Source organism: Candidatus Pantoea persica (genome assembly GCF_013753875.1).
Taxonomy (GTDB): Bacteria; Pseudomonadota; Gammaproteobacteria; order Enterobacterales; family Enterobacteriaceae; genus Pantoea; species Pantoea persica.
Genome location: NZ_SMDS01000003.1, coordinates 1 through 26,479, shown reverse-complemented (window position 1 = coordinate 26,479; position 26,479 = coordinate 1). Strand labels below are relative to the sequence as shown.

Annotated in this window: 39 protein-coding genes and 8 pseudogenes; 6 read left to right on the top strand and 41 right to left on the bottom strand. The window is 53.1% G+C overall.

The window, feature by feature from the left end; genetic code table 11:
• Positions 1–294 precede the first annotated feature (294 nt).
• A pseudogene (locus tag EIO60_RS01355) lies at positions 295–793 on the top strand (gamma carbonic anhydrase family protein).
• On the opposite strand, the pseudogene EIO60_RS01350 reads toward EIO60_RS01355, so the two are convergent.
• The 6 genes and pseudogenes from EIO60_RS01350 to EIO60_RS01325 form a co-directional block, all read right to left on the bottom strand.
• Positions 760–959: pseudogene (locus EIO60_RS01350) on the bottom strand (DUF1488 family protein). The pseudogenes EIO60_RS01355 and EIO60_RS01350 sit on opposite strands and share 34 nt — an antisense overlap.
• Before the next feature lie 53 nt (positions 960–1,012).
• Positions 1,013–1,831: a shikimate dehydrogenase gene (gene aroE / locus EIO60_RS01345; RefSeq protein ID WP_258575690.1), complete on the bottom strand. Its 819-nt coding sequence runs from the start codon at positions 1,829–1,831 to the stop codon at positions 1,013–1,015.
• Positions 1,832–1,834: 3 nt separating this feature from the next.
• Positions 1,835–2,407: an L-threonylcarbamoyladenylate synthase type 1 TsaC gene (gene tsaC, locus EIO60_RS01340; protein ID WP_258575689.1), complete on the bottom strand. Its 573-nt coding sequence runs from the start codon at positions 2,405–2,407 to the stop codon at positions 1,835–1,837.
• Positions 2,408–2,416: 9 nt separating this feature from the next.
• Positions 2,417–2,962, bottom strand: coding sequence for a DNA topoisomerase family protein (locus tag EIO60_RS01335; protein WP_258575688.1), 546 nt, complete (start codon positions 2,960–2,962; stop codon positions 2,417–2,419).
• A gap of 23 nt (positions 2,963–2,985) precedes the next feature.
• Positions 2,986–3,459 (bottom strand): DUF494 family protein Smg, encoded by a 474-nt coding sequence (gene smg, locus EIO60_RS01330; RefSeq protein ID WP_258575687.1) that lies wholly within the window; start codon positions 3,457–3,459, stop codon positions 2,986–2,988.
• A complete protein-coding gene (locus EIO60_RS01325; RefSeq protein WP_258575693.1) occupies positions 3,431–4,450 on the bottom strand; it encodes a DNA-processing protein DprA in 1,020 nt (339 codons plus the stop codon). Before EIO60_RS01325 ends, smg begins: the two co-directional genes overlap by 29 nt.
• Positions 4,451–4,543: 93 nt before the next feature.
• Between EIO60_RS01325 and def the strand changes: the two genes are divergently transcribed.
• The 5 genes and pseudogenes from def to mscL all read left to right on the top strand — a co-directional run bounded on the left by def (position 4,544) and on the right by mscL (position 8,675).
• Positions 4,544–5,056, top strand: coding sequence for a peptide deformylase (gene def / locus EIO60_RS01320; RefSeq protein WP_258575686.1), 513 nt, complete (start codon positions 4,544–4,546; stop codon positions 5,054–5,056).
• A 20-nt stretch (positions 5,057–5,076) separates the two neighbouring features.
• Entirely contained in the window at positions 5,077–6,021 is a 945-nt protein-coding gene (gene fmt, locus EIO60_RS01315; RefSeq protein WP_258575685.1) for a methionyl-tRNA formyltransferase, read from the top strand.
• 46 nt (positions 6,022–6,067) lie between these two features.
• Positions 6,068–7,029 (top strand): annotated as a pseudogene (rsmB, locus tag EIO60_RS01310) (16S rRNA (cytosine(967)-C(5))-methyltransferase RsmB); the annotation flags it as partial.
• A gap of 79 nt (positions 7,030–7,108) precedes the next feature.
• Positions 7,109–8,161 (top strand): annotated as a pseudogene (gene trkA / locus EIO60_RS01305) (Trk system potassium transporter TrkA).
• A 134-nt stretch (positions 8,162–8,295) separates the two neighbouring features.
• Positions 8,296–8,675, top strand: a pseudogene (gene mscL / locus EIO60_RS01300) (large-conductance mechanosensitive channel protein MscL).
• A 3-nt stretch (positions 8,676–8,678) separates the two neighbouring features.
• On the opposite strand, the gene arfA reads toward mscL, so the two are convergent.
• The 35 genes and pseudogenes from arfA to EIO60_RS01120 form a co-directional block, all read right to left on the bottom strand.
• A complete protein-coding gene (gene arfA / locus EIO60_RS01295) occupies positions 8,679–8,801 on the bottom strand; it encodes an alternative ribosome rescue factor ArfA (protein WP_258575692.1) in 123 nt (40 codons plus the stop codon).
• 80 nt (positions 8,802–8,881) lie between these two features.
• Positions 8,882–9,319: pseudogene (zntR, locus tag EIO60_RS01290) on the bottom strand (Zn(2+)-responsive transcriptional regulator).
• Positions 9,319–9,689, bottom strand: a pseudogene (locus tag EIO60_RS01285) (DnaJ family domain-containing protein). Before EIO60_RS01285 ends, zntR begins: the two co-directional pseudogenes overlap by 1 nt.
• Before the next feature lie 98 nt (positions 9,690–9,787).
• On the bottom strand, positions 9,788–10,162 hold the full coding sequence (gene rplQ, locus EIO60_RS01280) for a 50S ribosomal protein L17 (RefSeq protein ID WP_258575684.1): 375 nt from the start codon (positions 10,160–10,162) through the stop codon (positions 9,788–9,790).
• 40 nt (positions 10,163–10,202) lie between these two features.
• Positions 10,203–11,192: a DNA-directed RNA polymerase subunit alpha gene (locus tag EIO60_RS01275; protein WP_258575683.1), complete on the bottom strand. Its 990-nt coding sequence runs from the start codon at positions 11,190–11,192 to the stop codon at positions 10,203–10,205.
• Between the two features lie 25 nt (positions 11,193–11,217).
• A complete protein-coding gene (gene rpsD / locus EIO60_RS01270) occupies positions 11,218–11,838 on the bottom strand; it encodes a 30S ribosomal protein S4 (protein WP_258575682.1) in 621 nt (206 codons plus the stop codon).
• 32 nt (positions 11,839–11,870) lie between these two features.
• Positions 11,871–12,260, bottom strand: a complete 390-nt coding sequence (gene rpsK, locus EIO60_RS01265; RefSeq protein ID WP_258575681.1) for a 30S ribosomal protein S11 — start codon at positions 12,258–12,260, stop codon at positions 11,871–11,873.
• A gap of 16 nt (positions 12,261–12,276) precedes the next feature.
• Complete coding sequence (gene rpsM / locus EIO60_RS01260) at positions 12,277–12,633, bottom strand: 30S ribosomal protein S13 (protein ID WP_258575680.1); 357 nt, start codon at positions 12,631–12,633, stop codon at positions 12,277–12,279.
• Positions 12,634–12,779: 146 nt separating this feature from the next.
• Positions 12,780–12,896 (bottom strand): 50S ribosomal protein L36, encoded by a 117-nt coding sequence (gene rpmJ, locus EIO60_RS01255; RefSeq protein WP_004160566.1) that lies wholly within the window; start codon positions 12,894–12,896, stop codon positions 12,780–12,782.
• A 32-nt stretch (positions 12,897–12,928) separates the two neighbouring features.
• Positions 12,929–14,260: a preprotein translocase subunit SecY gene (gene secY / locus EIO60_RS01250; RefSeq protein WP_258575679.1), complete on the bottom strand. Its 1,332-nt coding sequence runs from the start codon at positions 14,258–14,260 to the stop codon at positions 12,929–12,931.
• A gap of 7 nt (positions 14,261–14,267) precedes the next feature.
• A complete protein-coding gene (rplO, locus tag EIO60_RS01245) occupies positions 14,268–14,702 on the bottom strand; it encodes a 50S ribosomal protein L15 (RefSeq protein ID WP_258575678.1) in 435 nt (144 codons plus the stop codon).
• A 3-nt stretch (positions 14,703–14,705) separates the two neighbouring features.
• Positions 14,706–14,885, bottom strand: coding sequence for a 50S ribosomal protein L30 (gene rpmD, locus EIO60_RS01240; RefSeq protein WP_021186404.1), 180 nt, complete (start codon positions 14,883–14,885; stop codon positions 14,706–14,708).
• Positions 14,886–14,890: 5 nt separating this feature from the next.
• Positions 14,891–15,391, bottom strand: a complete 501-nt coding sequence (gene rpsE, locus EIO60_RS01235; protein ID WP_258575677.1) for a 30S ribosomal protein S5 — start codon at positions 15,389–15,391, stop codon at positions 14,891–14,893.
• A gap of 14 nt (positions 15,392–15,405) precedes the next feature.
• Positions 15,406–15,759 carry a 50S ribosomal protein L18 gene (gene rplR / locus EIO60_RS01230; RefSeq protein WP_258575676.1) on the bottom strand — a complete coding sequence of 118 codons (354 nt, stop codon included), beginning with the start codon at positions 15,757–15,759 and terminating at the stop codon, positions 15,406–15,408.
• 9 nt (positions 15,760–15,768) lie between these two features.
• Positions 15,769–16,302 carry a 50S ribosomal protein L6 gene (gene rplF / locus EIO60_RS01225; RefSeq protein WP_258575675.1) on the bottom strand — a complete coding sequence of 178 codons (534 nt, stop codon included), beginning with the start codon at positions 16,300–16,302 and terminating at the stop codon, positions 15,769–15,771.
• 12 nt (positions 16,303–16,314) lie between these two features.
• Positions 16,315–16,707 (bottom strand): 30S ribosomal protein S8, encoded by a 393-nt coding sequence (gene rpsH, locus EIO60_RS01220; protein WP_258575674.1) that lies wholly within the window; start codon positions 16,705–16,707, stop codon positions 16,315–16,317.
• Between the two features lie 33 nt (positions 16,708–16,740).
• Complete coding sequence (gene rpsN, locus EIO60_RS01215; protein WP_258575673.1) at positions 16,741–17,046, bottom strand: 30S ribosomal protein S14; 306 nt, start codon at positions 17,044–17,046, stop codon at positions 16,741–16,743.
• A 14-nt stretch (positions 17,047–17,060) separates the two neighbouring features.
• A complete protein-coding gene (gene rplE, locus EIO60_RS01210) occupies positions 17,061–17,600 on the bottom strand; it encodes a 50S ribosomal protein L5 (RefSeq protein WP_258575672.1) in 540 nt (179 codons plus the stop codon).
• A 14-nt stretch (positions 17,601–17,614) separates the two neighbouring features.
• Positions 17,615–17,929 (bottom strand): 50S ribosomal protein L24, encoded by a 315-nt coding sequence (rplX, locus tag EIO60_RS01205; RefSeq protein WP_258575671.1) that lies wholly within the window; start codon positions 17,927–17,929, stop codon positions 17,615–17,617.
• A gap of 10 nt (positions 17,930–17,939) precedes the next feature.
• Positions 17,940–18,311, bottom strand: coding sequence for a 50S ribosomal protein L14 (rplN, locus tag EIO60_RS01200; RefSeq protein WP_006120590.1), 372 nt, complete (start codon positions 18,309–18,311; stop codon positions 17,940–17,942).
• A gap of 250 nt (positions 18,312–18,561) precedes the next feature.
• Positions 18,562–19,800: pseudogene (locus EIO60_RS15990) on the bottom strand (8-oxoguanine deaminase).
• Between the two features lie 316 nt (positions 19,801–20,116).
• On the bottom strand, positions 20,117–20,371 hold the full coding sequence (gene rpsQ, locus EIO60_RS01185) for a 30S ribosomal protein S17 (protein ID WP_258575669.1): 255 nt from the start codon (positions 20,369–20,371) through the stop codon (positions 20,117–20,119).
• The gene (gene rpmC, locus EIO60_RS01180) at positions 20,371–20,562 is read right to left on the bottom strand and encodes a 50S ribosomal protein L29 (RefSeq protein WP_258575668.1); all 192 of its coding nucleotides are present in this window, start codon (positions 20,560–20,562) and stop codon (positions 20,371–20,373) included. Before rpmC ends, rpsQ begins: the two co-directional genes overlap by 1 nt.
• Complete coding sequence (gene rplP / locus EIO60_RS01175; RefSeq protein ID WP_258575667.1) at positions 20,562–20,972, bottom strand: 50S ribosomal protein L16; 411 nt, start codon at positions 20,970–20,972, stop codon at positions 20,562–20,564. The genes rpmC and rplP overlap by 1 nt, the downstream gene beginning before the upstream one ends.
• 12 nt (positions 20,973–20,984) lie before the next feature.
• Positions 20,985–21,683, bottom strand: a complete 699-nt coding sequence (gene rpsC / locus EIO60_RS01170) for a 30S ribosomal protein S3 (RefSeq protein WP_258575666.1) — start codon at positions 21,681–21,683, stop codon at positions 20,985–20,987.
• Between the two features lie 17 nt (positions 21,684–21,700).
• Positions 21,701–22,033 (bottom strand): 50S ribosomal protein L22, encoded by a 333-nt coding sequence (gene rplV / locus EIO60_RS01165; RefSeq protein ID WP_258575665.1) that lies wholly within the window; start codon positions 22,031–22,033, stop codon positions 21,701–21,703.
• 13 nt (positions 22,034–22,046) lie between these two features.
• On the bottom strand, positions 22,047–22,325 hold the full coding sequence (rpsS, locus tag EIO60_RS01160; RefSeq protein ID WP_059030593.1) for a 30S ribosomal protein S19: 279 nt from the start codon (positions 22,323–22,325) through the stop codon (positions 22,047–22,049).
• A 16-nt stretch (positions 22,326–22,341) separates the two neighbouring features.
• Complete coding sequence (gene rplB / locus EIO60_RS01155) at positions 22,342–23,163, bottom strand: 50S ribosomal protein L2 (RefSeq protein WP_258575664.1); 822 nt, start codon at positions 23,161–23,163, stop codon at positions 22,342–22,344.
• 17 nt (positions 23,164–23,180) lie between these two features.
• Positions 23,181–23,483: a 50S ribosomal protein L23 gene (rplW, locus tag EIO60_RS01150; RefSeq protein ID WP_258575663.1), complete on the bottom strand. Its 303-nt coding sequence runs from the start codon at positions 23,481–23,483 to the stop codon at positions 23,181–23,183.
• A complete protein-coding gene (gene rplD / locus EIO60_RS01145) occupies positions 23,480–24,085 on the bottom strand; it encodes a 50S ribosomal protein L4 (RefSeq protein ID WP_258575662.1) in 606 nt (201 codons plus the stop codon). The genes rplW and rplD overlap by 4 nt, the downstream gene beginning before the upstream one ends.
• A gap of 10 nt (positions 24,086–24,095) precedes the next feature.
• Complete coding sequence (rplC, locus tag EIO60_RS01140) at positions 24,096–24,725, bottom strand: 50S ribosomal protein L3 (RefSeq protein WP_258575661.1); 630 nt, start codon at positions 24,723–24,725, stop codon at positions 24,096–24,098.
• A 32-nt stretch (positions 24,726–24,757) separates the two neighbouring features.
• Positions 24,758–25,069, bottom strand: a complete 312-nt coding sequence (rpsJ, locus tag EIO60_RS01135) for a 30S ribosomal protein S10 (protein ID WP_001181005.1) — start codon at positions 25,067–25,069, stop codon at positions 24,758–24,760.
• A gap of 388 nt (positions 25,070–25,457) precedes the next feature.
• Positions 25,458–25,934 carry a bacterioferritin gene (bfr, locus tag EIO60_RS01130; protein WP_258575660.1) on the bottom strand — a complete coding sequence of 159 codons (477 nt, stop codon included), beginning with the start codon at positions 25,932–25,934 and terminating at the stop codon, positions 25,458–25,460.
• A 105-nt stretch (positions 25,935–26,039) separates the two neighbouring features.
• Positions 26,040–26,234, bottom strand: coding sequence for a bacterioferritin-associated ferredoxin (gene bfd / locus EIO60_RS01125; protein WP_258575659.1), 195 nt, complete (start codon positions 26,232–26,234; stop codon positions 26,040–26,042).
• Positions 26,235–26,407: 173 nt separating this feature from the next.
• A partial coding sequence (locus EIO60_RS01120; RefSeq protein ID WP_508278729.1) for an EF-Tu C-terminal domain-related protein occupies positions 26,408–26,479 on the bottom strand: 72 nt, incomplete at its 5' end.

The following is a 26,479-nucleotide window of genomic DNA, read 5'->3' as shown; positions in this document are numbered from 1 at the left end:
CGACTCAGCTGCCTGCACCTCCTGAACACCGCATTCCGTAAGCCGTTGTGCCGTGTCAGTGGAGGCGTGTTATAGGGATCCGATTTAATTGCACACCCCCTTATTTCGATCTTTTTTCATATGGCGAGAAAATGCGCTTATTGAGGAGATCTTCAACGATCCCGAGCTAAATTCCCTTTCCTGACGCCTTGATCCATCCGAGTCGGCTTAAAACACAAGCAAGAAGGAGAAACCGATGTCAGCCTTACGTTCTTATAAAGTAAAGAAAGCCATCCGCAATGTGGAAAACGCATCATGGTCGATGCCTCCAGCGTCGTCGTTGGCGACGTCATAATAGCCGATGACGCCAACATCTGGCCGCTGGTTGCCATCCGCGGTAATGTAAATCAGGTGCGCATTGGGGGCACGCACCAATATTCAGGATGGCAGCATACTTCATGTAACGCATAAATCAGCCAGCAACCCACAGGGCTTTCCGCTGACGATTGGCGAGGATGTGACGGTAGGGTATAAAGCAATGCTGCACACCTGCTCGATCGGCAACCGCATATTAGTCGGCATGGGATCGATCGTGCTGGATGGTGCGATTATTGAAGATGACGTCATGCTTGGCTCGGGCAGTTTGGTTCGGCCCGGTAAACGCCTGGAGAGCAGCTACCTTTATCTCGGCAGCCCGGTCAGACAGGTACGCCCGCTGACTGAGCAGGAGATTGCCGGCTTACTCTAATCGGCTAATAACTATGTCAGCTGGAAAAACGACTATCTGGAGGAAGCGAGCCATACCCAGTCCTGATCGCCAAATGCCTCGCTCAGAATAGCACTTTCCGCTTCCTCCTCCAGATCCCAGCGATGCATCTTGAACAGGTAACAGCATCGCCCTTGCCGAAGCGCTGATACAACGCTTCGGCAGAGATAGCGCAGGTCAGAATGATGCCGTTGACCAGCGCCGGAAAGCGCACCGCCTGTTGCTCAGCGTCTCACTCTTCGCGATCCGGAAACTGAATGGCCTGATTCATGGCTGCATCGCCTGCTTCAACTGGGCAATTACGGGCGCAATTTCCGGCATAACGCCATGCCACAGCTGAAAGGCGTGAGCAGCCTGCCCCACCAGCATTCCCAAGCCATCCGCCAGCCGCTGCGCGCCCTGCGCGCCGCACCATGCCAGAAAAGGCGTGGCGCCAGCCTGATAGAACATGTCATAGCAGCGCGTCTGAGCGTAGATCAGTGCAGCGGGCAGAGGCGGCACATCACCACTGACGCCGCTTGATGTCGCATTGATAATCAGATCGAATGCACGTCCCGGCAGCTGCTCAAATGCACAGGCTGCAATCGCCCGGCTCTGGCTGAACAACTGCGCCAGCTCTTCTGCACGCGCAGGCGTGCGATTAACTACCGTGATCGAACAGCCTGCAGAAAGCAGCGGCAAAATCACGCCGCGCGCCGCGCCCCCTGCGCCCATCAGCAAAATACGGTCGCCGGGCTGGATCAGATTCAGCCGCTCCAGATCGCTCAGCAAGCCGATGCCGTCGGTGTTGTCGCCCAGGATACGCCCGTCACTGAGTTTTTTCAGCGTGTTCACCGCGCCTGACAGCGCCGCGCGCTCGCTTAGCTCATCGGCGAATGCGCAGGCCTGCTGTTTGAATGGCAAAGTGACATTGGCACCGCGCCCGCCCTGCGCGAAAAACGCAGCGATGGTCGCGGGAAAGTCGTCCAGCGGCGCACAGATACGACCATAGCGGTGCTCGATACCGGTTTGCAAGGCAAAGGCCTGGTGAATGGCAGGAGATTTACTGTGGCTAATGGGATTACCGAATACCGCAAACTGCTCCATGAATTAGCCCTGACGAATAAGGTTGCCGGTAAGAACGTCCCGAATTTCTGAGGGGTTCTGCCGTCCGCCGGTTTCGCCCACCAGCACAGGAAAGGCGTCGCCAAACTGTGCTCTGACCGCCTCAACGGTTCGACATGGCGCCTCGCCCGTCAGATTCGCGCTGGTCGAAACCAGCGGCTTGCCGAAAGCGCGGCACAGCGCCTGGACATCGGGATGATCGCTGACGCGGATCGCCAGCGAATCAAATTGTCCGGTTAACCAGCGCGGCGTCTGCGGCGTAGCGGGCACGACGAAGGTTACGGGGCCGGGCCAGTGCGCAAACATGCGCTCGCGCTGCTCGACGGTCAGTTCGCGGTCGGAGATATAGCGCTCCAGCTGCCCATAATCCGCCGCAATGAGGATTAATCCTTTCTCAACGGGACGCTGCTTCAACGCCATCAGCGCCATCATGGCGATTTCGCTGTCGGGGTCACAGCCCAGACCAAATACGGCCTCAGTAGGATAGGCGATAACGGCCTGCTGACTCAGTTGCTCAACGCAGGCACCCAGAGAACCGGAAAAGAGGTGATTTTGCATGATGTAATCTTATTCGTCCGATGCGGCGGCCTTGTCGCAACTTTTACTGGCGCAAAAGCGTTTTACGCCCTGCGCGGTTTTCTTCTTTACCAGCAGCGGCAAATGGCAAAAGGCGCATTCTCCTGCCACCGGCGTGGCATTGACGGCGAACTGGCAGGCGGGATAGCGATTACAGGCGTGAAAGGTTTTGCCGTAACGCGATCGGCGCTGCACCAGTTTGCCTTCCAGACACTGCGAGCAGGCGATCAAGGTTTCATCGGGTTTATCAATCGCTTCGCTGTAGTCGCATTCGGGATAGTGACTACAGCCGATAAACATCCCGTATCGTCCCTGACGCAACGCCTTATCTGCGCCGCATTGCGGGCAGGCGTGACCTTCAAGCACCTTGAAAATGTGTCCGTCAGCCTGGCTTTTCAGCGGACGTATGTAGTCACAACCGGGATAATTTGTGCAGCCTAAAAAGGCGCCGTGTTTACCGCTGCGGATAACTAAATCTGCCCCGCAGGCGGGGCAGGGATCCTGTTTGCGCACGGTGAAGAGTGCTGATTTGCTCATAACGATGGCTGCATAATCGATAATTAATGCAGCATGCCTTTATTGACGTCGAATAACAGTTCTTCCATTTGCTGATAGGCGTTCTCGCATCCCGGAAGATTAAACAACACCATCAGCGCCACCCATTTGAGATCTTCCAGATCGAACTCGAGCGTGTCGAGCGCCATGACTCGTTCGATAACCATCTCGCGCGTTTCCATATTCAGCACCTGAATCTGCTCCAGGAACAACAGAAAACCGCGGCATTCGGCATCTAAACGCTGGCCTTCTTCTTCCGTGTAGATGCGCATTGAAAGCGGATCGTTGGCTAACAAAATCGGATCGACCACCCCATCCTGATAATCTGCCAGCTTTTCTAACCAGTTCAACGCATTGTAGATATCTTCACGATGAAAACCGGCATCGGTTAATTCATCAGTCAATGTATCCTGATCAACCTGCATTTCTGCCTCGTTGTGGATATATGTCTCAAACAAGTACATTAGTACGTCGAACATGGCATGCCCTCCTAAATCGGACATAGCCGCCGGGTACAGCTGCGATCCATCCTGCTAACTCCAGCTCCAGCAGTTGGCCTGCAATCACTGGCACAGGTTGGCCGGCACGTTCAGCGACGACGTCAACAGGTGTAACCTCATCACCTACGTTAGCCAACACCTCAGCAAATGGCAATGGCACATCGTCACCGACCTCGGAATATATTGCTTCAGGCTGTGTAAAAGGGAGCCAGTTAAGCGAGGCGCGAAGATCTTCTACAATATCGCCAGGATACGCTACCAGCAGCGCACCCGGCAAAGCGTAGACGTTGCGGTTTTGCTCCAACGCGCAGCGCGCGGTGACCAGAGAACCGCTTTTGATTGTCGCCTCCACTACCAGCACGCCTCGGCTCAGGCCGCTGATAATACGATTGCGGCGCGGGAAATTTGCGGCGAACGGCAGCGTCATCAGCGGAAATTCAGACACGAGCGCGCCGCCCTTCTCCACGATCTCCTCAGCCAGCGCCGCGCGATGGGCAATGCCGTCAATGCCGCGCACCAGTCCGCTGGTAATGGCCAGATCGCTCAGCGCCAGCTGTTGCGCGAACCATGCGCCCCACTGTCGCCCGTAAGGGGAACAGTGGCGGCTGCCTACCACCGCCAGTTGCATAGTGGAAAGCACGGCGGGATCGCCCTTGATATACAACAAAGGCGGAAAGCGATGGATCTCGCGCAGCGCGGCGGGATAGCTCTCGTCCAAGGCTGTCAGCAGATGATGTCGGTCATGGCTGTCGAACCACGCCTGCGTCAACCCAATCTGCCGCGGCGACAAGGCATAAAACTGCTCAATTTGCTGGTCGCTCAGGCCCGAATGCTGCAGCGCGATAGCGATCTCGTCTGCTTCACGCAGCCTGTTGGCTATCTCAACCCAGCGTGTTGCGGTAATACCGCTGACGGCTGACGGCCGCAAATAACGCTCAATTTTTCCATTCTGGCTTCCTGCTCTACGCAGCGCGTCCTGCGGGTGAATGCTGTCAATCAGGCATTAAAAAGTCTACAATTGAGGCAATAATCTTTTCTTAAACGCATACAAATCTGGATATTTATGTCAGTTTTGCAGGTATTACATTTCCCTGACGACCGCCTTCGCAAAATCGCGGCGCCCGTGAAAGAAGTTAACGCTGATGTTCTGCGCATTGTCGACGATATGTTTGAAACTATGTATGCCGAAGAAGGCATTGGTCTGGCTGCAACACAGGTTGATATTCATCAGCGCATCATCGTTATCGACGTTTCAGAAAATCGCGACGAACGTCTGGTTCTGATTAATCCGGAGCTGCTGGAAAAGAGCGGCGAAACCGGCATTGAAGAGGGCTGCCTTTCCATTCCCAAGCAGCGTGCGTTTGTTCCACGCGCCGAGCGCGTAAAGGTGCGCGCGCTGGATAGCGACGGCAAAAGCTTTGAACTGGAAACCGACGGCTTGCTAGCGATCTGCATTCAGCATGAGATCGATCACCTCGACGGCAAGCTGTTTATCGACTATTTGTCGCCGCTGAAGTGCCAGCGCATTAAGCAAAAGCTGGAAAAACTGGCGCGCCTCAATACGCGCGCGTCCTGACGACCAGAAAAGGGATAACCGTGTCTGCTCCGTTAAACATCATTTTTGCCGGCACACCTGATTTTGCAGCGCGTCATCTGGACGCGCTGCTCGCTTTTGAGCATCAGGTCGTCAGCGTCTTTACTCAACCCGATCGTCCCGCCGGCCGCGGCAACAAGCTGACGCCCAGCCCGGTGAAAACCCTGGCGCAGTCACACGCCATTCCGGTATTTCAGCCAACATCGCTGCGTCCCGCGGAAAACCAGCAGCTGGTTGCCGACTTACAGGCGGACATCATGGTGGTGGTCGCCTATGGCCTGATTCTGCCGCAGGCGGTGCTGTCGATGCCACGCCTCGGCTGCGTCAACGTGCACGGTTCGCTGCTGCCGCGCTGGCGCGGCGCCGCACCTATCCAGCGTTCGCTCTGGGCCGGCGACAGCGAAACCGGCGTGACCATTATGCAGATGGATGTCGGCCTCGATACCGGCGATATGCTTTATAAGCTCAGCTGCCCGATTACCGCGCAAGACACCAGCGCCACGCTGTATGACAAGCTGGCGCAGCTTGGGCCTCAGGGGCTGCTGGAGACGCTCTCTCAGCTCTCCGACGGCCGCGCGCGCGCGGAAAAGCAGGATGATGCCCAGGCCAACTACGCTGACAAGCTGAGCAAAGAAGAGGCTCGCCTGGACTGGCAGCTCTCCGCCGCGCAGCTTGAACGCTGCATTCGCGCCTTCAATCCCTGGCCGGTAAGCTATTTTCTGATTGATGAGCAGCCGGTAAAGGTGTGGCAGGCAAGCGTATTGTCGCACATAGAGAAACAGCCGGGCGAAATTATCGCTGCGGATAAACAGGGCATTCAGATCGCGACGGCTGATGGCGTTCTGAATCTCCAGCTGTTGCAGCCCGCCGGTAAAAAACCGATGTCGGCGCAAGACCTGCTTAACTCGCGACGCGAGTGGTTCACGTCAGGCCGCGTCTTAGCCTGACTCCAGCCCGGCTCTGTCCGGGCTTTTTGTTGAATGACAAAACCCAATGACCAAACAAACCAACCTGCGAAGCCTCTCCGCTCAACTGATTGAGCACGTTATTGATAAAGGCGAATCGCTCAGCGCCATCTCCTGCCCGGAGCGCAGAAGAAGCTGTCCGATAAAGATGGCGCGCTGCTGCAGGAGCTTTGCTTCGGCGTATTGCGTACCCTGCCGCAGCTGGAAGCCGTAATCGGTAAACTGATGGCGCGCCCGTTAACCGGTAAACAACGCGTTCTGCACTACCTCATCATGGTCGGCCTTTATCAGCTGCTTTATATCCGCGTGCCTGCGCACGCCGCGCTGGCGGAAACCGTCGCCGGTGCCGACGTGCTGAAGCGCCCCTGTCGGAAAGGCTTGCTTAACGGCGTGCTGCGCCAGTTTCAGCGTCAGCAGGCGTCGCTGATGGAAGAGGTCGATCAGGGTCCGCAGCGCTATCTGCATCCTTCGTGGCTACTGCAACGTCTGCAAGCGGCTTGGCCGGAAAACTGGCAGCAGATTGTTGAGGCGAACAATCAGCACCTGCCGATGTGGCTGCGTGTCAATCGTCAGCATCACAGCCGCGATTCCTGGCTGGCGCTGCTGACTGACAGCGGCAAATCGGCCGTCGCGGCCGAAAGCGCGCCCGACGCGCTGCGTCTGGAAACGCCGGCGCCGGTTGGCCAGCTGCCGGGCTTCGCTGATAGCTGAGTCACGGTGCAGGATATGTCCGCTCAACGCTATGCCCTGCTGCTGTTGCCTGAAAGTAGCGAACAGATCCTCGACCTTTGCGCCGCACCGGGCGGAAAAACGACGCATACTCTAGAAATTGCACCCGAGGCTCAGGTGATGGCGAGGGATATCGACGCGCAGCGTCTGGCGCGGGTGAAAGAGAATCTGCAGCGCCTCAATATGCAGGCAGAAGTCAAACAGGGTGATAGCCGTAATCCGCAGGAGTGGTGCGGCGATCGTCAGTTCGATCGTATGCTCTTCCCGACGGTTGGGGGCGGCGACGGATTTTTCTACGCTAAGCTAGTAAAAGCGTAATAACGGAAGAGCACGATACGCAATGAAAATCATCATTTTGGGCGCCGGACAGATAGGCGGTACGCTAGCGAAAATCTGGTCGGCGAGAACAATGACATCACGGTTGTCGACACCGATCCCGGTCGCCTGCGTCAACTGCAGGATAAATTTGATTTGCGCGTCGTGCAGGGTCATGGCTCCCATCCGCGTATTTTGCGCGAAGCCGGCGCGGAAGATGCCGATATGCTGGTTGCCGTCACGAACTCTGGTGAAACCAATATGGTGGCGTGCCAAATCGCCTATTTGCTGTTTAACACGCCTAATCGTATCGCCCGCATTCGCGCGGCGGACTACCTGCGCGATGCGGATAAGCTTTTTATTCCTGCAGCGGTGCCGATTGATCATTTGATTTCTCTGGAGCAGCTGGTGATCGACAATATCTACCGCCTGGTCCAGTATCCGGGCGCGCTGCAGGTGGTGAACTTCGCGAAAGGGCTGGTCAGCATGGCCGTTGTTAAAGCCTACCACGGCGGCCCGCTGGTCGGTAATCCGCTCTCTATCCTGCGCGAGCATATGCCGCACATTGATACGCGCGTGGCGGCAATCTTCCGTCAGGATCGCCCTATTCGTCCTCAGGGCTCCACCATTGTCGACGAGGTCTTCTTTATCGCCGCCATCCAGAATATTCGCGCGGCGATGAGCGAGATGCAGCAGCTGGAACGCCCCTACAAGCGCATTATGCTGGTCGGCGGCGGCAACATCGGTTTCGGCCTCGCCCAGCGGCTGGAGAAAAACTACAGCGTCAAACTTATCGAGCGTAACGCGCGCCGCGCCGCAGCATTAGCATTGCCGAAGCCACCGAGGCGATCGCGCACAGCGACGAGACCCCCCCCCCTCGCGTAGTAGGCCGGCTGATCAATAACATCAAACTGCCGCCCGGCACGCTTATCGGCGCGTGGTGCGCGGTGAAGACGTGATGATTGCCAAAGACAATCTTCGCATCGAACAGGGCGATCACGTGATTATGTTCCTGACCGACAAAAAGTTCGTACCCAACGTGGAGCACCTGTTCCAGCCGAGTCCCTTCTTCCTGTAAGCGCAGCGCTGACAGACTATTCCGACAAATATTGCCGCTTGCATGGCAATTGACGCAAGGTTTGTTAGACTTTGGGCCTTGGCCAAGGCAAGGAGATAAGTACGAGTTTTTTCAAAGAGTTTCGTAATTTTGCAATGCGCGGCAACATAGTCGATCTTGCTGTATATGTTATCATTGGTGCTGCGTTTGGCAAAATCGTCTCTCACTCGTCGCGAACATTATTATTATGCCGCTGCTGGGGCTGCTTATTGGCGGGGTGGACTTCAAACAGTTTAAATGGGTACTGAAGACAGCCGAAGGCGCAACGCCGCCCGTAGTGATGGAATACGGCGTTTTTATTCAAACCTTATTTGACTTCATCATCGTCGCGTTTGCGATTTTCGTTGCCGTTAAGCTGATGAACAAGCTGCACAAGAAAAAAGAAGTGAAGAAGCCGGCGCCTAAGCCTTCTAACGAAGAGGTACTGCTGACAGAAATCCGCGACTTGCTGAAACAGCAAAATACCAAAATCTGACTTTCAGCCGCCCCGCTTCGCATGTTTGTCTTTACGCCGGAAGCTGCCTTTGCCTTTTTGCTTCTGCTCGACACGCTGGCGAAACAGCGGATCGTGTAACAGAGCGTGAATCGCGCTATCGCGAATCTACCCTTTGGTATACTGATATTTACTCATTTTTATCTCCCAGTTGCGGTCGCATAAACATATTCCCTCTGCGGTAAATTTCAATCCTGCCCGTGCAAATTTTCCGGTTGCGGTTCGCGGCCATACTCCAGCGCCTCGAGTATGGAACAGCAGTTGCTGCTGTGCGCCTCGCCGCAGCAGGTATCAGACAAACGCTACAGCAAGCGCTCGATATGCTGCAGCTCCTTAATCATGCCAGTCACCTCCTCGAGGCGTTTCTGCACGATGGCCCGGGATTCCTGGCAGCTGTGATGGGCGGGATCGACGCGGATCGTCAGGAGATCGCGAATAGCCTCCAGCCCAAAGCCAAGCTGGCGTGCAAAACGGATAAACTTAAGGCGTTGCAGATCGTTGTCGCTATAGAGACGAAAACCGCCTTCGGTGCGAATTTCATGCCCCATCATCTGCTACTTTTCATAAAAGCGAATCGTATCGGGTGTCACGTTTGCCAGATTTGCCAGTTGACCGATGCGATACATCAGTGCTCCTTGAAGAGTCGGCTGCGGACGGCTTCGCCGTAAGCACCCTGCAGAAAATCCGTATTCATACCCGCCTGACGCAGCGCCAGTTCCAGTTCCAGCAGACGTTTACCCTGCTCGCCAAAGCGCGGATCGTCAGGATCCATATTGCGCAGCAGTTCGTCGAACGCCAGCGCTTCACGCCGTGTTTCGAGTTCGGGCGGCAGAAAACCAGCGTTTTTCAGCAGACGGTATCCGCTGCGTAACGCTTCCGGCACATTGCTGTCATCTTCAAGCTGAAGCGGCTGGCCTTCGCCAGCAAATTGCTCAGTTCGCCTTTTTCCTGAGCGGCTTTTATATGCTGTTCAACCAGCTGATCGATGAGCCACATCTTCGCCTACTGATGTCTATCTGGATGAGCTTAGTGGACTGGGCAAATCGCAGGCAATAAAAAAACCCGCTTCGGCGGGTTTTTTACGATGCTGCAGATTACTCTGCAGCAGCTTCTGGACGATCAACCAGCTCGATGTAAGCCATCGGAGCGTTGTCACCAGCACGGAATCTACACTTCAGAATGCGAGTGTAACCACCGGCACGGCTCGCGAAACGCGGGCCCAGCTCGTTAAACAGTTTTGCCACGATCTCGTTATCACGAGTACGGGCGAATGCCAGACGACGATTAGCTACGCTGTCGGTCTTGGCAAGAGTAATCAGCGGCTCAACTACGCGGCGCAGCTCTTTGGCTTTCGGCAGAGTCGTTTTGATGATCTCGTGACGAACCAGAGAACCGGCCATGTTGCGGAACATAGCCTGACGATAGCTGCTGTTGCGGTTCAATTGACGACCACTCTTACGATGGCGCATGACCTTATCCTTCTCAGTGAAACCTTAACCTGCGATCCGGTTATTCATCAGCGATGCTTGCCGGCGGCCAGTTCTCAAGGCGCATGCCTAGAGAGAGACCACGTGAGGCGAGCACGTCTTTAATCTCGGTAAGAGATTTTTTACCCAGGTTAGGCGTTTTTAGCAGCTCAACCTCGGTACGCTGTACCAGATCACCGATGTAGTGGATAGCTTCTGCCTTAAGGCAGTTAGCAGAGCGGACGGTCAATTCCAGATCGTCAACAGGGCGCAGCAGGATCGGATCGAATTCTGGTTTCTCTTCTTTCACTTCCGGCTGACGTACATCACGTAAGTCAACGAAAGCTTCCAGTTGTTCTGCCAGGATGGTCGCCGCACGACGAATCGCCTCTTCAGGATCGATTGTGCCGTTGGTTTCCATTTCGATGACCAGCTTGTCCAAGTCGGTGCGCTGTTCTACACGCGCTGCTTCAACATTGTAGGCGATACGGTCTACAGGGCTGTAGCAAGCGTCGACCAGCAGGCGGCCGATTGGGCGCTCATCTTCTTCCGAATGAATTCGGGCAGAAGCCGGCACATAACCACGACCACGCTGAACTTTGATACGTATGCTGATAGCGGCGTTTTCATCGGTCAGGTGACAGATCACGTGCTGCGGCTTGACGATTTCGACATCACCGTCGTGGGTAATGTCGGCTGCAGTCACAGGGCCAATGCCAGATTTATTCAGGGTCAGAATGACTTCATCTTTACCCCGAACTCTTACCGCCAGCCCTTTCAGGTTGAGTAGGATTTCCAGGATATCTTCCTGTACGCCCTCTTTGGTGCTGTACTCATGCAGTACACCATCAATTTCAACCTCGGTCACCGCGCAACCCGGCATGGAAGAAAGCAGAATACGGCGCAGTGCGTTACCAAGAGTATGGCCAAAGCCACGCTCTAAAGGCTCAAGGGTCACCTTGGCGTGCGTCGAACTCACTTGCTCGATATCTACCAGGCGCGGTTTTAGAAACTCTGTCACAGAACCCTGCATTGTGTCCTCTCTTTGGTACTAAGCTTTACTTAGAGTAAAGCTCGACGATCAGGTGTTCGTTAATGTCCGTAGACAGATCGGTACGCTCAGGAATACGCTTGAACACACCTTCCATCTTAGTCGCATCAACTTCAAGCCAAGTTGGCTTTTCACGCTGCTTAGCCAGCTCCAGAGCGGCCTTCACGCGAGATTGCTTTTTGGCTTTCTCACGGATGCTGACGACATCATTCGGAGATACCTGATAAGAAGCGATGTTAACAACGCGACCGCTAACCATTACAGATTTGTGGCTGACCAGCTGACGTGCTTCTGCACGAGTAGCACCGAAGCCCATACGGTAAACGACGTTATCCAGACGACCTTCCAGCAGAGCTAACAGGTTTTCACCGGTGTTGCCTTTCAGACGTGCTGCTTCTTTGTAGTAGTTACGGAACTGACGCTCCAGAACGCCGTAGATACGACGAACTTTCTGCTTTTCACGCAACTGACCGCCGTAGTCAGACAGACGCGGTTTACGCGCACCGTGCTGGCCAGGGGCTTGTTCAATTTTACACTTGGAATCAATCGCGCGAACGCCAGACTTCAGGAAAAGGTCTGTGCCCTCACGACGGCTCAGCTTGAGCTTAGGACCCAAATATCTTGCCATTTTCTTTCTCCAACTATCCTAAAAACGCGGCGTTATACGCGACGTTTTTTCGGCGGACGACAACCGTTGTGAGGGATCGGCGTCACATCAGTAATGTTAGTGACGCGGAAACCTGCGGCGTTCAGAGCACGAATAGTAGATTCGCGACCCGGACCCGGACCCTTTACCATAACTTCCAGGTTCTTAATACCGTAATCTTTAACGGCTTCTGCACAGCGCTCTGCAGCGAACTGAGCAGCAAACGGCGTAGATTTACGTGAACCGCGGAAACCGGAACCACCGGCTGTTGCCCAACCCAAAGCGTTACCGTGACGATCGGTAATGGTAACGATGGTGTTGTTAAAAGAAGCATGAACATGAGCCACGCCATCTGAGACTTGTTTTCTTACACGCTTACGTGCAGGAACTGGTGCCTTTGCCATTATTTACTCACCCCGATTATTTCTTGATCGGTTTGCGCGGCCCCTTACGGGTACGTGCATTGGTCTTAGTACGCTGACCGCGTACTGGCAGACCACGACGATGGCGCAAACCACGGTAGCAACCAAGGTCCATCAGACGCTTGATGCTCAGGGTTATTTCACGGCGCAGATCACCTTCAACAACGAATTTACCAACTGCATCACGCAGCTGATCAATTTGTTCTTCAGACAGCTCACTGATCTTAATATCTTCAGCGATACCCGTTGCAGTACAGATGGCTTTAGAACGGGTCTTGCCGATACCGAAAATCGACGTTAATGCGATAACGGTGTGTTTATGATCAGGAATGTTAATGCCTGCTATACGGGCCACTATGCACTCCTATAATTAAATAAATGCGCCCTATGCTGAAAAGACCGTTTTCAGGATACTCAAATGGAAACGCATTGACATACAAAAGATTGGCTGGCCAATCTAGCCAGCTCACCCCGACTTTGCAAGAAAAATATGTAAAAAAATCAACCTTGGCGCTGTTTATGCTTAGGCTCGGCGCTGCAAATCACACGTACGACGCCGTCGCGACGGATGATTTTGCAGTTACGACATAATTTCTTGACGGAAGCACGAACTTTCATTTTTACTCTCCGTAACTTATCAAGCGCCTGAATTAACGACCGTAGCCTTTCAGGTTTGCTTTCTTCAATGCAGACTCGTACTGACTAGACATCATTAGAGTTTGCACTTGAGCCATAAAGTCCATGATGACGACTACTACGATGAGCAGAGACGTACCGCCAAAGTAGAAGGGAACTTTCATCGCATCACGCATGAACTCCGGGATCAGGCAAATAAAAGTAATGTACAGCGCACCGATTAAGGTCAGACGCGTCATTACTTTATCGATATACTTCGCCGTTTGCTCTCCCGGACGAATCCCCGGTACGAATGCACCAGACTTCTTCAGGTTATCTGCCGTTTCGCGCGGGTTGAAAACCAACGGCGTATAGAAAAAGCAGAAGAAGATGATTGCAGTCGCATACAGTAGCACATATAACGGCTGTCCTGGCTGCAAATACAGCGAAATTGTTGTCAGCCAGTTCCAACCGGTACCGCCCCCGAACCAGGATGCTATCGTCGCGGGGAACAGGATAATGCTGGAAGCGAAAATAGCCGGAATAACACCCGCCATGTTCACTTTCAACGGTAAATGTGTGCTTTGTGCAGCGTATACGCGACGACCTTGCTGACGTTTCGCATAGTTCACCACAATGCGGCGCTGACCACGCTCAACGAAAACAACGAAGAAGGTCACTGCAAATACAAGGACTGCAACCAACAGCAACAAGAGGAAGTGCAGGTCGCCTTGCCGCGCTTGCTCGATGGTATGGACAATGGCCGGCGGAAGTCCCGCAACAATACCCGCGAAGATAATGATCGAAATACCGTTGCCGATACCACGTTCAGTAATCTGTTCACCCAGCCACATCAGGAACATCGTCCCGGTCACCAGGCTGACAACAGCGGTAAAGTAGAAGGCAAAGCCTGAATTAAGCACCAAGCCCTGCATACCAGGCATATTTGGCAGACCGGTGGCAATACCGATCGACTGGAATATACCTAATACCAACGTACAGTAACGGGTGTACTGGCTAATCTTGCGACGGCCAGCCTCCCCTTCCTTCTTGATCTCCGCTAACGCTGGATGAACCACCGTCATCAGCTGGATAATAATAGACGCCGAAATATACGGCATAATACCCAGCGCAAAGATAGAAGCACGGCTCAGAGCACCACCAGAGAACATGTTGAACATTTCAATGATGGTGCCACGCTGTTGCTCAAGCAGTTTGGCAAGTACAGCGGTATCAATACCAGGGATTGGAATAAAAGAGCCAATTCGGAAGACAATCAGTGCACCGATTACAAACAGCAGTCTGCGTTTCAGTTCACCAAATCCACCTTTGGCACTTTGAAAATCTAATCCCGGTTGTTTAGCCATCTGCTACTTATTCCTCGATTTTACCACCAGCAGCTTCGATTGCAGTACGAGCACCTTTGGTGACACGCAGGCCGCGAACCGTTACCGGTGCAGAAACTTCACCAGACAGAATCACTTTCGCGAATTCGATCTGAACACCGATAATGTTGGCCGCTTTCAGCGTAGTCAGGTCAACGATACCGCCTTCCACTTTCGCCAGATCAGACAGACGCACTTCTACAGTCACGAATGATTTACGCGAGGTAAAGCCGAATTTCGGCAGACGACGGTACAGAGGCATCTGCCCCCCCTCGAAACCGCGACGTACACCACCGCCAGAACGAGACTTCTGACCTTTGTGACCACGACCACCGGTTTTACCGAGGCCAGAACCGATACCACGACCCAGACGCTTAGCTGCGTGCTTAGAGCCTTCGGCCGGAGACAGAGTATTTAAACGCATCTGTTACTCCTCCACTTTAAGCATGTAGGAAATCGCGTTGACCATACCACGTACTGCCGGCGTGTCTTCACGCTCAACAGTGTGGCCAATGCGACGCAGACCCAGACCAACCAGAGTGGCTTTGTGCTTAGGCAGGCGGCCGATTGAGCTACGGGTTTGAGTGATTTTAATAGTCTTAGCCATCGTGATTACCCCAGAATTTCTTCAATGGATTTACCACGCTTGGCAGCGACCATTTCAGGAGACTTCATATTTTCCAGGCCGTCGATAGTTGCACGCACCACGTTGATCGGGTTGGTGGAACCATAGGCTTTAGCCAGAACGTTATGAACTCCAGCGACTTCTAGGACGGCGCGCATTGCACCACCGGCGATGATACCGGTACCCTGAGAAGCCGGCTGCATGAACACGCGGGAACCCGTGTGCGCACCTTTAACCGGGTGCTGCAAGGTACCGTCGGTCAGCGCGACGTTAATCATGTTACGACGGGCTTTTTCCATCGCTTTCTGGATCGCTGCCGGAACTTCACGCGCTTTGCCGTAACCAAAACCGACGCGGCCATTACCATCTCCCACTACAGTCAGTGCGGTGAAGGAGAAGATACGACCACCTTTCACAGTTTTAGAAACACGGTTTACCGCAATAAGTTTTTCCTGCAGTTCGCCAGCTTGTTTCTCGATGTGTGACATCTTAGACCTCTACCTTAGAACTGAAGGCCAGCTTCACGAGCAGCATCTGCCAGTGCCTGGACGCGACCATGATATTGGAAACCGGAACGGTCGAAAGAAATATCTTTGATGCCTTTTTCGATTGCGCGCTCAGCAATAGCTTTACCTACTGCCGCAGCTGCATCTTTGTTGCCGGTGTACTTCAGTTGTTCAGAGATAGCTTTTTCTACAGTAGAAGCAGCAACCAGAACTTCGGAACCGTTCGGGGCGATCACCTGTGCGTAAATGTGACGCAGGGTACGATGTACCACCAGGCGAGTAGCACCCAGCTCTTTGAGCTTGCGACGTGCACGGGTCGCACGACGGATACGAGCAGATTTCTTATCCATAGTGTTACCTTACTTCTTCTTAGCCTCTTTGATACATACGACTTCGTCAGCGTAACGGACACCCTTGCCTTTATACGGCTCAGGACGACGGTAGGCGCGCAAGTCAGCTGCAACCTGGCCGATCAGTTGTTTATCAGCGCCTTTCAGCACGATTTCAGTCTGAGTCGGACATTCTGCAGTGATACCCGCGGGCAGCTGATGATCAACCGGGTGAGAAAAACCCAGTGACAGGTTAACGACATTGCCTTTAACGGCCGCACGATAACCAACACCAACCAGCTGCAGCTTCTTAGTGAAGCCTTCGGTAACACCGATAACCATGCCGTTCAGCAGCGCACGAGCAGTACCCGCCTGCGCCCAGCCGTTTGCAAAACCGTCGCGCGGAGCGAAGGTCAGTGCATTATCAGCATGTTTAACTTCTACGGCATTATTGATAGTACGAGTCAGCTCGCCGTTTTTACCTTTGATCGAAATTACCTGACCGTTGAGTTTTACCTCTACGCCGGCAGGAACAACGACAGGTGCTTTAGCAACACGAGACATAGTTTCCTCCGATTATGCTACGTAGCAGATAATTTCGCCACCAAGACCAGCCTGGCGCGCTGCACGATCAGTCATGACACCTTTAGAGGTAGAAATAACAGCAATACCTAATCCCGCCATAACTTTCGGAAGCTCATCTTTTTTCTTATAGATGCGCAGACCTGGGCGGCTGACACGCTGAATGCTTTCTACAACAGCTTTACCCTGGAAATACTTAAGAGTCAGTTCCAGTTCCGGCTTGATGTCGCCTTCGATTTTTAAATCTTCAATATAACCTTCTTCCTTCAGCACGTTGGCAATTGCCACTTTCAGCTTGGAGGAAGGCATGGTGACCGCAGCTTTGTTCGCGGCCTGACCGTTACGGATACGGGTCAGCATATCCGCGATCGGATCTTGCATGCTCATCTGTCTTTACTCCCGTGATTCAATTGGTGACAATTACCAGCTAGCCTTTTTCAGACCCGGAATTTCACCGCGCATTGCGGCTTCACGGACCTTAATACGGCTCAATCCGAACTTCCGCAGGAAACCATGCGGACGACCAGTTTGACGGCAGCGGTTACGCTGACGAGATGGGCTGGAATCACGCGGCAGAGTCTGCAGCTTGAGAACAGCATTCCAACGATCTTCGTCGGTTGCGTTCACATCAGAAATGCTCGCTTTCAGTTCAGAGCGTTTTGCGAAGAATTTGTCTGCTAATTTCGCACGCTTGACTTCGCGTGCCTTCATTGATTGCTTAGCCATTAAGTAACCCTACCTTACTTGCGGAACGGGAAGTCAAAGGCAGTCAGCAGAGCACGGCCTTCATCATCAGATTTCGCAGTAGTGGTAATGGTGATATCCAAACCACGAACGCGATCGACTTTGTCGTAGTCGATTTCAGGGAAGATGATCTGCTCACGAACGCCCATGCTGTAGTTGCCACGACCGTCAAATGACTTCGCGGACAGACCACGAAAGTCGCGGATACGCGGTACAGCAATGGTGATCAGACGCTCAAAGAACTCCCACATGCGCTCGCCGCGCAGAGTTACTTTACAGCCGATCGGATAGCCCTGACGGATTTTGAAGCCTGCAACTGATTTGCGTGCTTTGGTGACTAGCGGTTTTTGACCGGAGATTGCTGCCAAGTCAGCTGCTGCGTTTTCCAGCATTTTCTTGTCAGCGATCGCTTCACCAACACCCATGTTCAGGGTGATCTTCTCGACCCGAGGGACTTGCATGACAGATGTGTAGCCAAACTCTGTCATGAGTTTCTGGACTACTTCGTCTTTGTAGTAATCATGCAGTTTCGCCATCGTACTACTCCAAATTACTTGATAGTTTCGCTACTAGACTTGAAGAAACGGACTTTTTTGCCGTCTTCGAATCTAAAGCCTACACGGTCAGCCTTGCCGGTTGCCGCATTGAAGAGTGCAACGTTAGAAACCTGAATAGCGGCCTCTTTTTCAACGATGCCACCTGGCCGGTTCAGAGCCGGAACCGGCTTCTGGTGTTTCTTAACCAGGTTGATACCTTCAACAATGACCTTACCAGAAGACAGGACATTCTTAACTTTACCACGCTTACCTTTATCTTTGCCGGTCAGCACGATAACTTCGTCATTACGACGGATTTTCGCTGCCATGATTCGCTCCTTAGAGTACTTCTGGTGCCAGAGAGATAATTTTCATGAACTTTTCAGTACGAAGTTCACGAGTTACCGGCCCAAAAATACGCGTTCCTATTGGCTGCTCGCTGTTATTGTTCAAAATAACACATGCGTTGCCATCGAAGCGAATGACAGAACCGTCCGGGCGACGAACACCCTTCCTGGTGCGCACCACTACCGCCTTCAGGACATCACCTTTTTTCACTTTACCACGTGGAATTGCTTCCTTGATGGTAACTTTGATGATGTCGCCGACGCCTGCGTAGCGACGGTGCGAACCACCCAGAACCTTGATACACATTACGCGACGTGCACCGGAGTTGTCGGCGACGTTCAGCATAGTCTGTTCTTGGATCATTTTAGTGCTCCGCTAATGTCAACTACTACTTCGGGACCCAAAACTCAGGTCGTTAGAAAGCCCCATATTTGAGGGCGCGGCATTATAACACCGGCCCATCTCAGATGGGTAGAAAAAATAAGCGGCTCAGCAATGGAGCCGCTTATTTCCCCAATTACAGGGAGGGCGTATTCTAGGGAATAGTGTCAACAGTAGCAAACGTAATCTGCTTTATTTTTCAACACTCGACATTCTCCCTGTTTTTGCCGGATCAACTTAGCAGCTGCGCAGCCAGTCGGTTGTGGCGATAGAGCAGTGTAGGCAGGTCGACCCCGCACCACCACGTTTCCGTTGATGATGCTGTAGGCGACCGCGCCCGGATTGCAGAAGACCAGCGCGGCAATAGGGTCATGGCCGGCGCCGGCCAGGCGTAGACGATCGAGGCTGAATATCGCCAGCTCCAGCGCCTGACGCGCGCTCATCGCATCCGGACCGAAACCGACGCGCTGCAGCAGCATCGCCTGGCGCACTTCGCCAATAATACTGGCGCTGTCATTGGAGGCGGGGCCGTCGACGCCCAGTCCGACATGCACGCCGGCATCGCACATCTCCCGCACCGGCGCGATGCCCGAGGCGAGACGCATGTTGGAGCAGGGACAGTGCGCGACGCCGGCGCCGGTGTGCGCAAACAGGTCGATGCCGTGGTCGTCGAGCTTGACGCAGTGCGCATGCCAGACGTCATGCCCTACCCAGCCGAGATCTTCCGCATACTGCGCCGGCGTCATATTGAATTTCTCCCGGCTGTAGCGGACATCGTTGTCGTTCTCGGCCAGATGGGTATGTATTGAGACCTTAAGTGGCGGGCCAGCGCGGCGGACGCCTTCATCAGCTCAAGGCTAACCGAGAAGGGCGAACAGGGCGCCACGACTATTCGCAGCATGGCGCCGCGTCTGCTGTCATGATAGCCCGCTGCGTCTCTTCCAGAATGGCGCTTTCTTGCTCGACCAGGCTATCCGGCGGCAAACCGCCCTGCCTCTGCCCAACGCTCATGCTACCGCGGCCGGCATGGAAGTGCATGCCCATAGTCGCCGCCGCCTCTATGCTGTCGTCGAGCCGGCAGCCGTTGGGATAGACATAGAGGTGATCGCTGGTCGCGGTGCAGCCTGAGAGGATCAGCTCGGCCATCGCGGTCTGCGTTGATACATGGATCATCTCCGGCGTCAGCTTTTGCCAGATGGGATAGAGGTGCGTCAGCCAGTTGAACAATTCGCCGTTTTGTACCGACGGCACCACTCGAGTAAGGCTTTGGTACATATGATGGTGGGTATTGACGAGCCCGGGCACTACGAGATCGATCACCTCATTCGCGCTTTGTGGCAGCGTCTCCGCCGCGCCTACCGCTTCTATATTTGTCGCCGAGGATAAAGATGCTGCCGTAACGAATATCGCGCTGCGCGTCGTCCATACAGGCTACAACGTCCGCGTTTTTAAGCAATAACGTTTTTGGCATGGCATTGCCCTTCTGCTCAGGTATAAGGAAGGGTCGATTATATCGCCTCTTTTTTCGCCATGCTAACGGAAGGGACGGCCGCCAGCAGCGGTACGGTCAGCAAAGCGCGACGAAGACGGTCAGGCGTTTCCCTGTTCATATACTTCTCCTTATTCATATCAAGCACGTCCGCAGCACCTTTGCTGCAGCGCAATCGCAGATAGTATGAACAAGTCCGGCGATGAAATTCCGACCAATATGCGGAGGAGTGCCAAACTGCACCCAAAAAAAACCCTCTGCTTCGGCAGAGGGGTTTTCTCACGCAAAGCTGTTCTTATTACAGAACCGCTTTCTCGATAACGCTAACCAGCGTCCAGGACTTGGTCTTGGACAGCGGACGAGTTTCGCGGATTTCAACCACGTCACCAATACTGCATTCGTTGTTCTCGTCATGGATGTGCAGCTTAGTCGTACGCTTAATGAATTTACCGTAGATCGGGTGCTTCACGAAACGCTCGATAGCGACAACTGCAGATTTCTGCATTTTGTCACTAACAACACGACCTTGCAGAGTACGGATTTTATCGGTCATTACGCACCCGCCTTCTCAGTCAGTAAAGTCTTAACGCGCGCAACATCACGGCGAACCTGCTTCAGCAGATGGGTCTGCTGCAGTTGGCCAAATGCTGCCTGCATGCGCAGGTTAAACTGCTCACGCAGCAGATTAAGCAGCTCAGTGTTCAGCTCTTCAACGCTTTTTTCGCGCAGCTCAGTTGCTTTCATTACATCACCGTCTTAGTAACAAAGGTGGTTTTTATAGGCAGTTTTGCTGCTGCCAGCTTAAATGCTTCACGGGCCAGCTCTTCTGGTACGCCGTCCATTTCATACAGGACTTTACCCGGCTGAATCAGGGCAACCCAATACTCCACGTTACCCTTACCTTTACCCATACGCACTTCCAGCGGCTTCTCGGTGATCGGTTTGTCCGGGAATACACGGATCCAAATCTTACCTTGACGCTTAACTGCACGGGTCATAGCACGACGTGCTGCTTCGATCTGACGAGCAGTCAGACGACCACGGCCAACAGCTTTCAGACCGAAATTACCGAAGCTAACATCCGTACCCTGCGCCAGACCGCGGTTACGGCCTTTGTGCACTTTACGGAATTTTGTACGCTTTGGTTGTAACATCAGCGACTCTCCTTACTTACGGCCTTTACGCTGCTGCTTTTTAGGTTGAGCAGACGGTTCCGGTTGTTCAACAGCAGCCATACCACCCAATATCTCGCCTTTGAAGATCCATACCTTAACACCGATTACACCATAAGTGGTGTGCGCTTCTGAGGTGTTGTAGTCGATGTCAGCACGCAGAGTGTGCAACGGTACGCGACCTTCGCGGTACCATTCGGTACGTGCGATTTCCGCGCCGCCCAGACGGCCGCTAACTTCAAGTTTGATACCTTTCGCGCCCAGACGCATGGCGTTCTGAACCGCACGCTTCATCGCACGACGGAACATCACGCGACGCTCCAGCTGTGAAGTGATGCTGTCAGCAACCAGTTTCGCGTCCAGTTCCGGCTTACGGACTTCGGCGATATTGATCTGTGCAGGGACGCCAGCGATGTTCGCGACGACCGTGCGCAGTTTTTCTATGTCTTCACCTTTTTTACCGATAACGATACCCGGGCGAGCGGTGTGAATGGTCACACGGATGCTCTTAGCCGGACGCTCGATAACGATGCGAGATACAGACGCTTTTGCCAGTTCTTTTGTCAGGAACTGACGAACTTTAAAATCGCTGTCCAAGTTGTCAGCGAATTCTTTGGTGTTCGCAAACCAGGTAGAGTTCCATGGTTTTACAATACCCAAGCGAATACCATTAGGATGTACTTTCTGACCCATTGCTAGTCTCCAGAGTCTCAGCGATCGGAAACAACCACAGTAATGTGGCTGGTGCGCTTCAGGATGCGATCTGCACGACCTTTAGCACGCGACATAATGCGCTTCATGCTCGGGCCTTCGTCTACGAAAATTTTCGCGACTTTCAGATCGTCGATATCAGCGCCATCGTTGTGTTCGGCGTTAGCAATGGCAGACTCCAGGACCTTCTTAACCAGTACAGCCGCTTTCTTGTTGGTGTAGGTCAGAATATCCAGAGCCTGCGACACTTTCTTACCACGAATCAGGTCAGCAACCAAGCGAACCTTCTGAGCAGAAGAACGAGCGTGGCGATGTTGAGCTAAAGTTTCCATCTCTTCCTCCTACTTATTTCTTCTTGGCTTTCTTATCTGCAGCGTGGCCGCGATAAGTACGTGTCAGTGCAAATTCACCCAGCTTGTGGCCGACCATTTCGTCGGAAACAAAGACAGGAACGTGCTGACGACCATTATGGACAGCGATGGTCAAACCGATCATGTTAGGGAAGATCGTTGAACGACGGGACCAGGTGCGCAGGGGCTTCTTGTCTCCGCTTTCCACCGCTTTCTCTACCTTCTTCAGCAAGTGCAGGTCAATAAATGGACCTTTCTTGAGAGAACGTGGCATGGCTTATCCTCTAAAATTATTTGCTACGGCGACGTACGATAAATTTATCAGTACGCTTGTTGCTACGGGTCTTCTTACCTTTGGTCTGAACGCCCCACGGAGTAACCGGGTGCTTACCAAAGTTACGACCTTCACCACCACCGTGCGGGTGATCGACTGGGTTCATCGCAGTACCGCGAACGGTAGGACGAACACCACGCCAACGAGTTGCACCGGCTTTACCCAGAACGCGCAGCATGTGCTCAGCGTTGCCGACTTCGCCCAGGGTTGCGCGGCAGTCAGATTCAACTTTGCGCATTTCGCCTGAACGCAGACGCAGGGTAACGTAGGAGCCTTCACGCGCAACGATCTGCACGTAAGCGCCAGCAGATCGAGCGATCTGACCGCCTTTGCCCGGCTTCATTTCTACATTATGCACGGTAGAACCCACCGGAATGTTACGCATCGGCAGGGTGTTGCCTGCTTTAATCGCAGCATCAACGCCAGACTGAATCTGGTCGCCGTCTTTCAGGCCTTTAGGGGCCAGGATGTAACGGCGCTCGCCATCGTTGTACAGAACCAGTGCGATGTTCGCAGAGCGGTTCGGATCGTACTCAAGACGCTCAACAACTGCCGGGATACCGTCTTTGTTGCGTTTGAAGTCAACAATACGGTAAGCCTGTTTGTGACCACCACCGATATGACGGGTAGTGATACGACCATTGTTGTTACGACCACCGGATTTGCTGTTCTTTTCGATCAGCGGGGCAAAAGGTTTGCCCTTGTGCAGCTCAGGGTTTACCACTTTAACGACGTGGCGACGACCCGGAGATGTCGGTTTACATTTAACAACTGCCATTGTCTTTCTCCTCCGACTTACTCAGCGCCGCCGACGAAGTCCAAGTTCTGGCCTTCCTTTAGGGTGACGTAAGCTTTTTTACAGTCGCTGCGGCGACCGATACGCTGTCCGTGACGCTTAGTTTTCCCTTTAACAACCAGGGTGTTCACATCTTTAACTTCTACTTCGAACAGTTTTTCAACAGCAGCAACGATCTCTGCTTTAGTCGCGTCTTTCGCAACGTTGAGAACGATGGTGTTAGTTTTTTCCATCGCAGCAGACGCTTTTTCAGATACGTGCGGCGCGCGCAGTACTTTCAGCAGACGTTCTTCACGGATCATGCCAGCATCTCCTCAACTTGCTTAACTGCGTCAGCAGTCATAACGACTTTGTCAAAGGCGATCAGGCTAACTGGGTCGATACCCGCTGCATCGCGCACGTCAACCTTGTACAGGTTACGCGCAGCCAGGAACAGATTCTCATCCAGTTCACCAGTGATGATCAGCACGTCTTCCAGCGCCATGTCTTTCAGTTTCTGTGCCAGCAGCTTGGTTTTCGGTGCTTCTACAGAGAACTTCTCGACAACAATCAGACGATCTTGACGTACCAGCTCGGACAGGATGCTTTTCAGCGCGCCGCGGTACATTTTTTTGTTAACTTTTTGACTGTGGTCCTGCGGACGCGCAGCAAAGGTCACGCCACCTGAACGCCAGATCGGGCTCTTAACAGAACCTGAACGCGCACGGCCGGTACCTTTCTGACGCCACGGCTTTTTACCTGAACCAGTTACTTCAGCACGCGTTTTCTGCACGCGGGTACCCTGACGGGCGCCTGCAGCGTATGCAACAACAACCTGGTGAACCAGCGCTTCGTTGAAATCACGACCAAAGGTAGTTTCGGAAACAGTCAGCGCGCTCTGCGCATCTTTCAGTACTAATTCCATTGCTATCCCCTTACGCCTTCACCGCTGGTTTAATGCTCAGGTCGCTACCGGTCGCACCCGGGACAGCACCTTTCACCAGCAGCAGGTTGCGCTCAGCGTCAACACGTACCACATCCAGGCTCTGAACGGTTACGCGCTCATTACCCAGCTGACCTGCCATTTTCTTGCCTTTAAACACTTTGCCTGGAGTCTGGTTCTGACCGATAGAACCCGGAACGCGGTGAGAAAGAGAGTTACCGTGAGTCGCGTCCTGGGTACGGAAGTTCCAGCGCTTAACGGTACCTGCGAAACCTTTACCTTTAGAGGTACCGGTTACGTCTACTTTTTTAACGTCAGAGAAAATTTCAACACTGATGCTCTGACCAACAGAGTACTCTTCACCTTCAACGGTGCGGAATTCCCATAGGCCACGGCCAGCTTCAACGCCAGCTTTAGCAAAATGACCAGCTTCAGGTTTAGTCACACGGTTCGCTTTTTTCGCACCGGTGGTAACCTGGATTGCCTGGTAACCGTCGTTTTTCAGGCTTTTGACCTGAGTAACGCGGTTTGCTTCAACTTCGATTACGGTTACTGGGATCGAAACGCCGTCTTCAGTGAAGACCCGGGTCATGCCCACTTTTTTACCGACTAAACCAATCATTGTATCAACCTCTCAATCGCTCGATGACCTGATTAACCCAGGCTGATCTGCACGTCTACACCGGCAGCCAGATCCAGACGCATCAGAGCATCAACGGTTTTTTCAGTTGGCTCAACGATGTCTACCAGACGCTTGTGAGTGCGGATTTCGTACTGATCGCGCGCATCTTTGTTAACGTGCGGAGAGATCAGAACGGTGAAGCGCTCTTTGCGAGTCGGAAGCGGGATCGGACCGCGAACCTGCGCACCAGTGCGCTTGGCAGTCTCTACGATTTCCGCGGTTGATTGATCGATCAGACGATGATCAAACGCTTTAAGACGGATACGGATTCTTTGGTTCTGCATGAGACCAGAGCTCCAAACTTTTTATAGACGAAAAAACTACTACCCGCACCCATTAAGATTGATGGAGGGGGGTGTAATCGTTCAGCATATAACTCCCTAATTGGGAGTATTGTCAGGCGACCCATCATGCTATCGCCTGCGATTCTGCTCGAATCGCGCCTGCCAATATCGGCAAAGCCCCCACATTATACGTAATTCTGCTCAGGAAGGAACCCGTGTTGTGTTTTTGACCTGATTTTTTCCTGGCAGTGAAACGGCGCTATCGGGCTGGAAGGTGCAGTGAAGGGATAAAGCGGAGAACGTCAGGTCGAGCTGATTGCGCCCCTTACTCGAAGCTGCCCGCGCCCACATCCAGCCGAGCGCAGACAGCAAAGTCGCGATGAAAGCGTCACTCCTCTTCTCTGATCTGCGCCTGCAGGTAGTTTTGAATACCCAGTTTGCTAATCAGATCCAGCTCGGTTTCAATCCAGTCGATATGATTCTCCTCATCCGCCAGGATTTCGATCATCATATCGCGGCTGACATAGTCATAAACCTTGTCGGCGTATGCAATGGCTTCACGCAGGTTTTTGGCCCCTTCCAGCTCTAGCTGAAGATCGGCACACAGCATCTCTTCAACATCTTCACCGATTCTCAGCCTCCCCAAATCCTGCAGATTAGGAATGCCTTCGAGAAATAGAATACGCTCTATGTACTTATCGGCGTGTTTCATCTCGTCGATCGATTCGTGGTATTCCGTATCGTTAAGCCGTTTCAGGCCCCAGTTTTTAAACATACGGGCGTGAAGAAAATACTGATTGATGGCAACCAGTTCATTTCCGAGCAGTTCATTAAGATGGCTTATGATTTTAATATCGCCTTTCATTTTGCTTCCTCCGCTTCCAATTGATTAAATCGTGGACAGCGATTGTGAGGAAGTCAAAGAGACGCGACAAATTCTGTGGTTATTTTGACGTTTCCAGGCGGAGCGTCAAGCTATCTCTTTATAAAGCGGCACGTGCTGCAGTTCGTCTTCCATGATTTCCCGCGCAAAGCGAATACACTTTCCACACTGTTTCCCCACTGGAACCAGCTGGCGCAGCTGCTGTATGGACTTGGGTTGGTAGCGGCGAACCACTTCGCGAAGCGTTTTGTCACTTAAGGCTTTACACAAACAAACGTACATTTACCGCTCACCTCGATCAATTCATGAACGAAGTTTAAATGAGAATTGTTTTTATTTCAAACCCAGGCTTTGTGAGGTTAAGTGCGTCAGCGCTCTGAGCGAGGGCAAAAAAAAGAGCACCGAAGTGCTCTTTTTCTGCTCTGGTGGCCCGAAGGCCCACCTCGATAACGCAATTAAGCGATAATTTCAGCAACAACGCCCGCGCCAACGGTACGGCCGCCTTCGCGGATTGCGAAGTGCAGACC